Source organism: Leptolyngbya sp. ST-U4 (assembly GCF_039962215.1).
GTDB lineage: Bacteria > Cyanobacteriota > Cyanobacteriia > Elainellales > Elainellaceae > Leptolyngbya_A.
This window is the reverse complement of sequence record NZ_JAMPKZ010000056.1, coordinates 1-13,682: the sequence shown is the minus strand read 5'-3', so window position 1 is coordinate 13,682 and position 13,682 is coordinate 1. Positions and strand designations below refer to the sequence as shown.

The following is a 13,682-nucleotide window of genomic DNA, read 5'->3' as shown; positions in this document are numbered from 1 at the left end:
CGAGGTGTAACTGGGTGGGGTCAGGTAAAAGCGGTTGAATGAAGATTAATTTCTCCTGATTCAGAGAATATATCTCTATCTTGCCAAAACTTCACCAAAAGATGGGATGAGCCTGCAGTTTGGTCAATCACAATTAAGATTTCCACTCAAGCTAGGATTTCTCTCCTTCTGAAACTTACAGATTGCTCGAAAATTTTGCCGCTCAAGCTCAGACATTTTGTTATAGACCTCACCGAAGCTAATGCCGGTCGGTTGATACCAGGGTTGAGCCTCAAATGCTGCCCGAAGTTCAGGGTTGTTAAACCTCAGTCCATATCTTGCAAAGAGAGAATTTCTTAAAATGTCTAGCTCAATTGCAGTTTTACCTTGCAAATCTTCCTCAGTCACTAATCGCTCAGATAACCAACCGTACTCAGATTGAACAAAAAACCAGCCATTATCGGGTGGACTTGGCTTGGAAGTTTGGGTAGGAACAGGTGGAGTGGGAGTGGGATTCGGGCTAGGACTAGGTGTCCGCTCAATTTCCTTCCAAGCTGCGATCAGCCTCTGCGCTTCTAGATAGGAAGGACTGCCTTCAGGAATAATCTGGGCTTTTTGCAAAGCCTCGTCCCTATTACCGTCCGCATAAAGCTCCTGTGCATTTGCCAGAATTTTTACCTCGATCGCTGCAATGTCCGCTTTCATTTTTTCCAGAAACCCGGGACTCTGGATTGTTGAAAGCAATTGCCTGCTGCCCTGCACATCCCACGCATTTGTCAAACTAAATTGGATCTTATTTCCCGTTTCTTTTTCTGCTGTCCAGGCTGCGATCGCTGCTTTCGCCTGTTCATGGTTAGGGCTATTGTCGGGAATGCCCTGAGCCCCTATCAATGCTCCGTCTAGATCGCCTTGGTCGTAAAGCTCGCGTGCCCGTTTCAGTAATGAATCTGACCATTCGGTGAGATAGGCTTTAGTCTGTTCAGCGACAGGACTATCAGCAGGAATCTTTGCAAGGACAGCGATCGCCTCTTTCCACTGATTCTTGTTAGCAAACTCCTTTGCCTGTTCTAGAAGCTCCTGATCGGACAGTTCTTTACTGGGCAGCTCCGAGTTAGGGGATTCCGCTGGGGCTGATGGTGGAAGAACTTGTGCCTGCTCTGTGTTAGATGGCTCTGTTTGGTTCAATGACCTCTGGCGATAAGTGTAGATCCCAATCGATGAAAGCAGCCCAGCCAGGATGCCGACGATGCTGACGATGAGCAGTGGAGTGGTGCGCCGACGACGTGAGGCAGGAACTTCTAGAAGACTGTAGGATGGCTGGCTCTGAGCCTGACTTTGAGAAATGCGATCGGAATTTTTTTCAGGTTGAGCCTGCACGCTTTCAGGCTGAGAGCTGATCAGTTCCTGAGCTAACTCCCACTGAATTTCTTCCTTTTTTTCTTGTGGAAGAGACGGGCTGGACTGAGGTTGCCATACGTTACCGAGAGACAGTCCTTGCCTTTTTTTGAGAATCGGCTTCAGGTGTTCTGGAATAATCGTGGTTTTGACTGCTTCAACCACCTCAGCTTTGCGAGTTAGATCTGGCGTGTCCGCCTGTGCCGCACTTCTGTGAGTGGGCGATCGCGCTGCTAATCGATTGGTAATTTCTAATTGAATTGCATTGCAGCCAAACGCATAAGCTTCCTCAACCGAACAGCCATATCCCAGTGCCCGATAAAATCCCTTAGAGAAGGCGATCGCGGCATCATCGCGAATTTCCTGCTCCATCCCGATCACATAATCAATGCAGTTGACGATTTCATTTGCTTGTTCGTTGGAATAGCAGGCGTTCAGCAAAACGCATCTGACTTTGCTGGAGAAAAGCCGAAACAAATCCCGCAAAGCTTCCGTTCCTACCCACTGCTCCCTGCCATCGTCGTCCTCTAGCACCAACCCTGCCGTACCGCCACCATGTCCGCAAATATGAACAATGTGGGGTTGATTTTCGAGGAGCAGATCCTGCAAATCCCCAACCCGTACTGCCAAAGCGTCTTCTACTTCAAATTGCTCTCGGTTGCGAGATCTTTCAATCACATGCTTTAATTCTCGAATTTCGCGATCGAGATTGAGGTCTTTGCGCGGGTTAGATGCCAGGATCAGGATTTTCATAGGAGTAGGGGGCAAAAGCGGTAGATGGCAGGGCAAATTCAACTCTAATGTCCATTTAAAGTAGTATTTCAACTCCTATCAAGCAAAATTCAGAAACAAAAACACTTGGCATTAGCAATCAATACAAACGTTCGCGAAGTTTTGCTGTGCTTCTGCCTGAAAAATCAATACTGCTAAAGGTCATCCCAATCAATATCTTTCAACGCAATCAAATACTCATTGCCATCATTCACACGAATGATCACTTGCTTTTTCGCAATTTGTTCTAGATCAAATGCCACTCTGCCTGCATTAAGCGTATTCGCCAGATTAATCGCAGCTTCAAAGTTAGCGTCAAAGGCTGAAATAGACTCAAAGGTGATGCTGTAGCGATCGGTTAACAGGATTTGATGGACGATCGTTTCTTTATCAATGCTGACATCAGTGGTGATTTTGCTGTTTCGCTCACGCCTTAAAATAATGCATACTAGCTACTTATGTCTTGGCTTCACTGCCGTTGCCCCTGTAAATTGCTGAGGCTGCGACTTGCAACATCGGCACTTAATCCCCACAGCAGCAGCGCCAGATAATCGCTCATAGGTCTGGCTCCGAAGGCATCGCCTTTCTCGATGTAGAGCGTGTTTAAGCCTGTAAGGGTCAAACCAGTGAGCAAGACCAGATAGAGCAACGGACGAACAAACCAGAAGGTCGCTTCAGCACGTGCCTGATCTGAAAACCCTGAGAGCGAGACCAGAAATTGCTGTAGCTGCTCGCTTCGGGTTGGAGGCTCTATTTTTTCCGCTTCCACGATCGCATTGCGTGCGCTTTTATCGAGATTGACAGCCACATTGTGGAGAGCTGCTGCCGTTGAGTCGGAATCATCTGCTGCGCCGCCGCGTCTCGTCGCACTGATCGATTGCAAAATTTCACTCACAGCGGTCGTTGCTGCATCATCTTGCCCCCGGGCAATGAGGTCTCGTGCAGTTTGGATTTGCCCAAAGGTTTCCTCGTCGATCAGATCATTTTGCTTTTGTTTCTCGTAAAGCCCATTCTCGATCGATCGCAGTTGATTCAGCACTGCCAGTCGGCTCTGGATGAGCGTAATTTGAGTATCAACCACTTCGAGCTGTTGCCGATAGACCCGCTTTCGGACGTCACGAATCATGGGGAGCAGAATTTTGCGATCCCCTGGATGCGCGTCTCGAATATCCTCCTCCAGTTGATACACCTTCTTGCGTGCCTTGGATTGAGGACCGCCCTGTTCCTGCATATATTTGAACAATTGCCCCAGAACAATACCGAGAAGCAGCACGAGCAAAGGCATCAGCGGACTCGATCGCACGCTCATATTCACGGGCAGCACGAGACGGTTACTTTGGTTTGCTTGAACCAGGTAAATTTTGCCAATGTATCGATCGGGCGGTATCACAGAACGGTTAATGGTCAGGGGAATCGTCGTAATTTGCTGGGCAGGGAGGGTGATTGGCTCCTGGGGCAGCGACAGGGCGTTACTGGTCAGCGGATAGAGGTTGAATTCTCCCCGGACGGAGACGGCTGAGCTGAGAATTTGAACTGGCGTTGCGGAGGGGTTGTCCAATTCCAGGCTCAGTTGGTTGAGTCGGCTACTGGCGGGCAGAAAAAGGCGGGACAAAAGGCAATTGATTGCCCTGCAATTGACCAGGCGAAGCTGAATCTGGTCTGTGCCCTGTAAGGGAATAACAGGAGGTTGATTGCCGATGACGGGTTGCCCCTGAGGAACAGATGGCACGTCAGGAGGGGCTGGAGCCTGCGGAGCCGTTTGAGCCGTTGCGATACTTTGCGATAGCAGGAAAGGAAGGAAAACAGGGAGTAAAAACCGTTTCATAGGTTATTGTCCTTCCTCTAACGGGTTGTCCCGTGAAGATAGTCTTTCGTTCTGTGCAGTGCTCATTCCTTTCTCTCCTCGTCTGTCTGCTTAATAACTGTCAATCAAACTCTCACGACTTCAAACACATCATGGACAGGTGTTGGAGCCTGCTCGTTCAAATTGTCTGCCTGCACCCTGACGCGATACAGTCCTGCGGGTAAGTCTTCGATCGCCAAAATCCATTCTTGCTCCTGCTCCACAAAATCGAGTTTCAGCGCAGGTCGCTTGCTCGACACCGATTCAATCTCAGCTTTCAGTTTTCCGGGGGCTGAGTCAGGTACACCGATCAATTTAGCTCGTAGAGCAACGGGTTCGTCTGCCAGATACAAATCATCCAGGCTCAAGCTAATGGCGGTTTGAGGGGTTTTCGCCCGAACATCGGATAGGGTGTACTGGCTCATGCGCAGCGTGTTGAGCAGGCTATCTAACACCTGAGCCTGATTTTGCAAGCCCCCATGCTGCTCCGCAATAAAGAAATTATCAAACTCCTTCGATCGCTCGATCGGGATCGCGGAAACCTTGGGAACCGTTCCATCGCCGTCACCCAGATCCGATCGGTTCTGTAACACGGCGGGTAAATCTTCAGTTGCCGTCAGTTTGCCGTTCATCAGAGTTGCAGATTGCAGCGTGGGCTGCTGAACGCCCGAAATCGGCACAACTGCCAGCGATCGCAGATAGGTTTCGTCCTGCCGATGCCGCTCGACTGCCGCCTCGATTTCTCGATGGAATGCCAGTGCATCCTGTGCCTTCATCTGATCAATATTCGGTAAACCCTCGACTTCTGCAATCCGATGATATTCTCCGTTGATGTTGATGACTTTGTAGATGGGCAAAAGCTGGTAGACGGAGGTGAACGATCGCATCACTTCGGTCAAATCCAGGAAAAGCTTCTTATAGCCATTTGCTAGAAAGTTAACGGCTTTCAACGAACCGCGATAGGGTGTGCCAAAGGTGAACAAAGCACGGCTATCCTGCCAGCCTTCTAACACTTCCAGGTAATAGCGAGAGATAAGCCCTCCCATGCTGTGCGCCATTAGAATTACTTTGGCATCAGCGGCTCCGCTACTTTCTCGCCAACATTTCAGCCGCTTATCAATCAGCTTTTTCAGAATTCGCGCATTCGCCCGACAATCTCGCCGCCAATCATAGGGAAACTGATAGAAGTTTGCGGCTTTATTATCGGGGTCATTGTAAATATCACCCGGAATGATATCAAAGTTATCAGTAATCAAACGTGTGGTTTTAGTATAGCCATCGATCTTCCAGAAGCCTGGAATAAGATGCGTATCTTGAATCAAACCTGTGGGGCGAATACCATCATCCAGATTGTCTACTTCAGAATTATCTTGAATTAGTTTGAGATTGCTGATTGTTTGGGTCGATCGGGTTAACACCTGCCAGATTGCCTGCCCGGAAACTGCCCAGAGATCTTTGCCATCCTTCTGCAGCGTGCTTCCCAAAATGCCGGGAAGGATGACGACCATATCTTTCATCGGAGCTTTACTCACCATGATTCGTTCTCCAAAAGCTGGATATCTTCACTTTTCTCTCACGCCAACTAGAATCCAACGCAGCCCTCTAGCTTAAATTTAGTTAAGATTCATTCGGGCAAAATGCTCTAGCAGCATTCGATGGAAAAAGACATAGCCACCCCCAATTTTTTTCATTAGGAGACGGTCTGAAGCAAAGTCAAGAAATTTGGCATAGTTTTGGGGAATGCGCCCTTTCTCGTGAAGCAACTGGCGTAAAGTGAGGTGTTGAATGCAAGCAATTCCACCATATTTCAACCCAAAAACCAGCCCAAGAATCAGCCCGTAAATCAGCACCAAACACAGCCCATCAATCAGCCCATAAATCGGCCCAAAAATCAGCCCAAAAATCAGCCCGTAAATCAGCCCATAAATCAGCCCAATGAAAAGGCCATTTCTTAGAGAGGTGCGAATTCCCTGATTCGGAACTGCTCGTTGAACGATGTCAGAGCTGCCCAGTCCGCTACCCAGCCCAAAACCTAGCCCAAAAATCAGCCCACCACCCAGCCCAAAAATCAGCCCATAACGCATCAGCCCACCAATCAGCCCAAAACCATACCACAGCCCACCAATCAGCCCACCAATCAGCCCAAAACCAACTCCACTAAACAATTCGCGAATAAATCCAGACTTTGCCCTTTGCCACGACCAACTCAGTTTCTCTAAAGGTAATATTTTTCGGGATAAGCTAATAATCAGCCCAACACTCAGCCCAACACCCAGCCCAACACTCAGCCCAACACTCAGCCCAATACTCAGCCCATTAAGCGGTTTACCACTCAGCTCATAATTTAGCCCAAAAATCAGTCCAGCAATCAGCCCAGCAATCAGCCCAACACTCAGCCCAGAAACTATAAAGGTTCTAATTCGATAAGCTCTTTCCTCGCTGCGATTCTTTAACCAGGTTGGCTGCATCTTCTCAATCAAAAATACCGTTTGCTTTTCCTGTACCATTCGACCTGCCAGCCAACTCAGCCAGCTCAGCACCTGATGCTTAGAATATTCTGAAGCAGCACCCCGCTCTAGCCTCCGACCGATATAAGTCTCAAATAAGTGTTGGCTGCGATGCGAAGTTGAGCGAAGTTCATCCCTCAACTTTTCCATTGACCACCCCTGGTATGCCGCACTCATAAAGTTTAAAATCAGTGGGGTTTGAGCAAACTGCTCCAGGTCAGAATTTTGTTTGAGCAAGGCTCTCAAACCTGCCAGAGATCCACCGACCTTGTCCAAAAACTCATACACCTGCTTAGGCGAGAGCGGCTGAAGGCAGAGGGCACTGCTAATCTGTAGGCGTTCGCTCAGGGCTTCGTAATCTCGCACCCGACTACAAACTGCTACCTCGGTCTGAGGAAACAGCTCTATAAACTCGTTCAAAGCCCGAACGCAATCGTTGCGATAGTCCTCTCTGACTTCATCCAGTCCATCCAGTAACAGAATAAGCTGCTGCTGAGTTATCCAGGGTTCACTCAACGACCTGGGAACCTGATATTTTTCTCGCAGTTCATCGATCAACCAATCGACGATTGATTTGCGCTCCTTTGCCCAGGACGACAAATTAAACACAACAGGCATTGGCAAAGTTAAATTCTGCTCACTGCGATCGATCAAGCGTTGTGCCAGTTGTAGCAGGGCAATCGTTTTCCCGGCTCCCGGCTCACCCAGAATCAGCAGCGTCCGTCCTCCGCCAATTTCCTCATGGATGCGCGTCTCCCGCAGTATCTCATAGGAGCTATCCAACTCCACTGCCAACGCTTCAATTCCCTGAAATCGATCAGCGATCGCATCCGGTCTGGCTGTTAGTTCAAGCTTGAGGGCATCAATTCCCTGAAGCGACGGCTTGAGAAATCCCTCAATCCAGAATTCCTTTACCTTGCCTAAAAGGATTTGACGCTGCTTGTACTCTGATTTGCCTAAAGCATTCGCAGTTTGAGCTGAAAACTGTCCAAAATTGTCATAAGCTGTTCTCGCTTGATCTTTATATTCTTTGCGATCAATTTCCTGCTGCACAAATTCAACGAACTGTAGTGAATGTTCAGAAGATGTTGCCAGAGGAATTTCCGGAGTTGAGCCGATCGCAATTTCCTCAATCGCTATCCACTCCCTTTTCTTTAGCAATACAGGCTTCAAATGCTCTTGTAGCTTAGGCTCAGACTGTGAAATCTCCCCAACGTATTCAAATTTGCGATACTGCTGACTGGCGGAGGAATTTGTTTCGCTCCAAATTTGAATTGCAATACAGCCTAACTCATACGATTGCTCGAGCGATTTTCCTGCCGCCAATCCCTGATAAAAGCCAGTGGCAAAGTAATAAGCAGCTATATCCAGAATGGGCTGACTCATACCCACCACATAGTTGACATGGGCAACGATCGCTTCTGCCTGACGATCGCTATCGCAAGCATTTAGGACAACACAATTAATCTCATCGGCAAAAGTCTTGAATAATCGCGCCAAAATCTCAGTACTAACAAACTGTTCTCGCCCCTGCTCATCCTGGAAAACTAACCCCTGTTCTCCTGCTCCATGCCCACAAAAATGAACCACTTGTGGAGAATGTTCTGCCAGCAGTCCTGGTAGTTCTTGTGAACGCACACCCAACCCAAGCCCAATTTCAAACTTTCCCAATCGCTGTACCGCTGTGACAAGATCTGAAACTTCTCGTTCCAGGTCAAGGTCGCGTCTCGGATTCGAGGAAAGAATGAGGAGCTTTGGCACTAGTTTCCATCCTGCGATAGCAATCTATTAATCATCTTAGTGTTGCTCACGATAAAAGTTTCTAGTAATGGCTAGTTTGCATGGAGGCAGAGGCGATCGAAATCTTAAATCGCTCCAATTTCCTATCGCTCCACAACAATTTGAATTTGCTTTGTCACCCACTCCTGCCTTGGGTCAACCACCATCGTTGCTGCTCTTGTCACCTGGGGAGCCTTATCTAAATCAGCCCCGATCGCCGCTAAAAGCTGATTCAGGGGATTAACGCCTTCGGCTTCGCCACGGGTGACAGCGTTTTCGGCTTCTAACGCCTGCTCCAGTTCAGCCCCTCTCGGCTCCTGCGGCTCATCTAGCGGCGGCAGCGTGAGCCAGCGAAAATCAGCCAATCCCTTTTGCACTGCAAAGACTTTCAGCGTTTCTTTGGTTTGCTGATAAAATTCGTCGTCTGGAACGCTCATTCGGAGCATGATTTCTTGCTTCTGTCCTCGCTCCAGGCTAAAGAAGGGTGACTCCATTCCCCCGATCGGAATCTGCCAGATTGCCCAGGTTGGATCAAGATCCAGGACAGCTACTTTCAGCGATTGCGATCCCTGATTGGTTAGACGAAGGATAACAACCTCATCATTTTTCACCACCAGATTTTGGAGAGTGTCAAAGGGTGTTCCGTCTTCTCTTAATAGCTCTACCTCGATCGCCTGACTCAGTTTCGACCCCGAATTATCCAGGCTTTGCACGGCTTGATACTTGGCGAGATGCACCAGGCGATCGACCACACGCTGAGGAGCCGTTGAGTCATCAATAGACAGTGGCGGTCTCAGATTTTGCAGGGGAGTGCCAATGTTGATTTCATATTCTCCTTCTCGACCCACCGCCACCTGATAATGCGCCGATTCTCCTTCCTTGACTTCCACCACCCAACCGTTTCCTGCCAGGGCTTGCCGCACCGATTCTAAAGCAGTTGCCTGTCGTTGCACCAGATTGGATGGCAGCTCATGTTCCTGCTCGCCCTCCTGCTTTTGGTCAAAGAACCGCACGCGCCGAATCAGATCGATCGGGGCAGACACCATGATCGCAGGCGCACCCGATTCAATCTTCCCCTCGACTTTGATTCCCCCTTCTTCCGGCTTCAAAACTCTTGCCGTGGACGCAGACGCATCTACCCGGGTTAGCTCCACGATCGCCACCTGACGTTCCTTTTCGGTAAAGTCAGTAGTGTTCAGGGGATAAATCGAAAAGCGAGTGCCCTTGCTGACGCCCTGCGCCTGCCCTGCATTGAGTGTGATTTGGGTTCTCGTCGAATCTACTTTGATCACCGCAACCGTGTAGGGCGTAGACCATTGATCGCTACCAAACACGAGTCGATCGCTCTCACCCATAATCATCGGGAGCTGCTGTGGAAATTTGCTTTGGATTTGAGCATTAATGCGATCGTGCAGCAGTTTATAGGTCAGCGGCTGACCGCTCGTGGCAATACTGCTGAGCGTATCGATCATCCAGTAGGTCAATGCGCCGTGGCGCTCTGTGCCGCCGTTCACCGCATATTCGTAGGCGTACTCGCTGGGACGACAGGCTGCCAGTAAAACGTACTCTCTAGATTGAGGCAACCCTGCCGCTCCAACAAGGCGATTTCTGGTACTTGCTAACCAGTTACGCTCTAGCTCCTCCCGTTCTGCGACCGAGCTTTTGTCTGTGCGAGGCAAAGTATCCGGTAGCTCAGAACTGCGGATTTCGGCATCGCCGCGCGTTGCACCGCCAGAGTTGCAGCAGTCCAGCACAACGGTCACAATCAACCCTTTATCCGTCATTCGTTTAAGGAGCGTCGTCATCTCTACATCGCGCAAATAGCGACCTTCCGGCAAATCTCCAATATCCATTGGCACGATGCCTTCGTCTTTCTGGTTGCTGCCCTGCTTCAGATTGGGATACACGGTTTGCGGATTGCCGCCATGTCCAGCGTAATGGATGTAAACCTGTTCTCCGGGTTCTGCCGTCTCGGTAATCTCGCTAAATGCCCGGATAATATTTTCGTAAGTTGGCTCCTCGTCCTGGGCAGATCTCGCTTCCAGTAGAACTGCGTCTTCCTGATTGGGTGACGTGAGCTTGCGAATGCGCTCTGGCGGAATCTCTAAGGTTTGCCTGAGAAATGTATCGACGAGATTGATGTCTCGGACGGCTCCTTTCAAGCTTTTATAAAACTTATTTGGCTGGTAATAGTCAATGCCAATCAAAAGGGCATGAATGGTTGAAGCTTGTTCTGTCATGTGCTGTGCTGTATCTAGATTTTTTTAATACCTGAGCAATTGCTGCACCAGCGTCCTAAAGCACTCGGATTGAGTCTCAGTTCGCAGATGCAGCAAGGATCAAACCTAGGAATCTATTCTCAAGGTGTTTTTTACATCACTGCCCGGGTGTTCGATCCCACAATTCCATCTGCGGTCAAGCTTTTCTTCTGCTGGAATTCCTTGACGGCTTTGTCGGTTCCGGGTCCAAATTCACCATCCACACCGACATTAATCCCTGCCTTCTTCAGGGTGTCCTGGAGACGTTCCACATCAGAGCCTTCCATTCGCGGTTGGGTAAGTTTGAGGACTCTGGGCTTATCATCCCAGGGAGCTTTAGCAAAACCGTGAGCCGGAGATTGATTGAGTGCCCCTTCAGTCTGTGGACCAAAAGCTCCATCTTCACCAATTTTATTATTGGGGTTGTTCTTGTTCCAAAGCTGCTGGAAGGCTAGGATCGACTTACTGCGAATATCGGTCGTGCCGCCTCCCTGGAAGTCGAAGTGGGGCGGGTCACCGGGCAGCGGATTCCAGCCATAGCGCATCAAATAAGATTCCCAGCCTCTCGGATCTTCGATGTCGATCGCCAATCCCGTCTGGTGATTGCTAGCTCCTGGCGGGGCAACCGGATTTGAGTTGTTGTGACGATCGATGTAGAGCAGCATTTGCTGGGCGATTGTCCGGTAGCAGGAGTTAACCAGCATCTTTGCTCCCCGATCCTGAATCGCGCGCTGGAGTCCTTGTTTGGCAGCAGTTTGAACATAGGGGTAGGCGGCATCGAGCAGATCTACATTGAGATCATCAAAACTGGTAAAGACATTAGGCAGAATCAGTTGAAGTTGATGAATTAATTGCTGAGATAGCCCATTGGCGATCGAAGTTGAGGCGGCACTGGGGGCATCTTGCAACGGTCCTCGAAAGCTGGCTCTGATCCCATTTTTATCCCGTTCATTAATCTCTGTACAAAGTTCAATGATGCTATCAGTCATAATATTCTCCTGGTATATCCTGTTGTGAAGCTAATGATCTATAGACCTAACGCTTGCAGAGTTTGACTGCCTACAATTCCATCTACTGTGAGTCCTTTTTTCTGCTGAAACTGTTGAATAGCAGCATCTGTTGCTTTACCAAAGAAGCCATCCGCACCATCAGTACCAACACTAAATCCTGCATTAATGAGTGCTTGCTGCACGCGACGGACATCTTCACCCTGCATGATCGGGCTAGTCAGTTTTAAGGTGCGAGTGCCAATAGTCCGACCTGTTGTTCCATCTCCTTCGTAAGTAAGGAAAGGCTTCCAGGGTTGACTGAGAAAGAGTGCCTGTTCTGCGAGTCGTCGGCGCGTGAGTCCGAGCCAGGGTTCGCCGTCCACTTTATTCCATACAGGAAACTGTCCAACTGCGCCCTCATAGTCTCCGGCATTCAGTTTTCTAAGCAGCGTTGAACCCCCAAATCCTTCGCTTCCTGGTCCCACATTGAAGCAGAAGCACACTAAGGCTGAGAATTGCTCCTCGTTCAAATCGACCTGAACGGCATCTTCAACATAGGATTCAAATTGCTCCAGATCTTCGTGTAAGAACTGTTCAGCTTGTACCTGAGTAATGGTCATTCCCGGAGAAACCCCTCTGGTGTGCCCATAGCCGATTGTCCAGACACCAGCTCCATCGTCGTAAGCATGTAATTTACACCCTTCAAAGGTGGTGAGCAGCCTAAAGCCTTCGTCATTGATACGACGGGAACCTCTAGGGGTAATGACCTCTGGAGGTTCTTTCTCGGGAGGGGCAACGGTTAGCGTTTGGGCAGTACTAAATTGGAGTGCTTTGATGATCGCATCCACTTGCCCTTGGGTTTCAGTCACTTTAACCGCATAGTCTCCTTCCAGTTCATACAAGCGACCATCTGGATATAGTTCAAGCGATCGTTCCATAGAAGAATGTTCTCCATCCTGAAGTTATCTAGTCATACGAATCCTGCTACCTTTTGCTAACCGCGCAGAGATAGTAATATGGGTGAAAGCCCTAGAGGTTTGTGTATAACGGGTTTAGAACAAATCCTTGCATATAGACTAAGGCTCAGGGAGAGGCTCAGTCCAACCGATGGAAGCTAATTTGTAGGTTTAAGTAGTGCATTCGTGAAGATAGAGCAACAAAGCTTCGACACCAAGCTTTTCTCGTCAATAGAATCCTAAACTTTGACATCGTTGTTAGAGTGTTTTTTTAGCATGTCTTAACTTGGACTTTTATTTTCTAGAAAAAACAGCCTGTTTGCTGTAAATTCTCAAGTTATCCTGTCCCACAATGCCTTGTATCGTGTTTAAGCTACCGCTAGCTAAAGATTCATAGTCTTAAACTTTATGTTGATCGAGCTGCCAGAACGACGATTTCCTGCCTCTTGAGCATCTTTAACACAAGGGGCGTTACTTTCCAGCGATCGACCTTGAAAACTGAGTGGGTTTTGGGTTAACGTCAGCCAGATTAGAGTTAGCATCAATAATCTCTCATGTGGTAGATAATGCATTTGCTCGAAGCACTGAGTTAGGCTTGCGAACTCTTTGATTGTCGGATGCACTTTGTGACTTCTCGTAGTACCCCCACGGGTACTTTCCCGAATTGTTAAAACTTAATTAAAAACGGAAATACAAGGGTTAGACGACTGGAATTTGCGATCGATACTTCCGGTTAATCGTTCTTGCTCAGTGCCGAAATACTGCTGTGAATATGAGCCTGTAAGATGTGAATGTTTTCCAAGGTATGAGAACAACTTCAGGTCTGTCACCTAACGAGCGTTAGGAATTGGTTGAGAAATATTTAGGGTGCTACACTGCCCTCTAAATTATCCAGTTTCAGCGAATTTTGAAACTGACAGGACTTACGCAGCAGCAATTTAGACTGAAGAGATGAGCTTTACCAAACTCGACGAAATTGTCAGAACTGATACCAATTTAAATAGAGTTGTCGGGAAATAAGAACAGAGCTAGCCAATGCGACCTTTCAAGTTCTTCCTATGCCGCAGTCAGGTAGAAGTTCCATAATCCTGCTGCGGTTAGCATAAGGTGATCATCAAACTCCGCTTTTCGATTGCGATAGATAGCGCTCACCGCATTGTAACGCTTGACTCCAGCAAACGCATTTTCACAGACCACTCGCGATT

7 protein-coding genes and 1 pseudogene are annotated in these 13,682 nt (G+C 48.6%); all 8 read right to left on the bottom strand.

Translation table 11 applies throughout. From position 1 onward, the window contains the following. Positions 1 to 123 precede the first annotated feature (123 nt). The gene (locus tag NDA02_RS26995; protein ID WP_348256238.1) at positions 124 to 2,127 is read right to left on the bottom strand and encodes a YARHG domain-containing protein; all 2,004 of its coding nucleotides are present in this window, start codon (positions 2,125 to 2,127) and stop codon (positions 124 to 126) included. A gap of 487 nt (positions 2,128 to 2,614) precedes the next feature. Next, a complete protein-coding gene (locus NDA02_RS26990; protein ID WP_190790694.1) occupies positions 2,615 to 3,970 on the bottom strand; it encodes a hypothetical protein in 1,356 nt (451 codons plus the stop codon). A gap of 104 nt (positions 3,971 to 4,074) precedes the next feature. Further along, positions 4,075 to 5,523: a lecithin--cholesterol acyltransferase gene (locus NDA02_RS26985; protein ID WP_190790693.1), complete on the bottom strand. Its 1,449-nt coding sequence runs from the start codon at positions 5,521 to 5,523 to the stop codon at positions 4,075 to 4,077. A 78-nt stretch (positions 5,524 to 5,601) separates the two neighbouring features. Then, on the bottom strand, positions 5,602 to 8,256 hold the full coding sequence (locus NDA02_RS26980) for an NACHT domain-containing protein (RefSeq protein ID WP_190790692.1): 2,655 nt from the start codon (positions 8,254 to 8,256) through the stop codon (positions 5,602 to 5,604). 122 nt (positions 8,257 to 8,378) lie between these two features. Further along, on the bottom strand, positions 8,379 to 10,514 hold the full coding sequence (locus NDA02_RS26975; RefSeq protein WP_348256237.1) for a caspase family protein: 2,136 nt from the start codon (positions 10,512 to 10,514) through the stop codon (positions 8,379 to 8,381). Positions 10,515 to 10,645: 131 nt separating this feature from the next. Continuing rightward, positions 10,646 to 11,521 carry a peptidoglycan-binding protein gene (locus NDA02_RS26970; RefSeq protein WP_348256236.1) on the bottom strand — a complete coding sequence of 292 codons (876 nt, stop codon included), beginning with the start codon at positions 11,519 to 11,521 and terminating at the stop codon, positions 10,646 to 10,648. A 38-nt stretch (positions 11,522 to 11,559) separates the two neighbouring features. Continuing rightward, positions 11,560 to 12,459, bottom strand: coding sequence for a glycoside hydrolase family protein (locus NDA02_RS26965; RefSeq protein ID WP_348256235.1), 900 nt, complete (start codon positions 12,457 to 12,459; stop codon positions 11,560 to 11,562). A gap of 1,074 nt (positions 12,460 to 13,533) precedes the next feature. Then, positions 13,534 to 13,682: pseudogene (locus NDA02_RS26960) on the bottom strand (IS5/IS1182 family transposase); the annotation flags it as partial.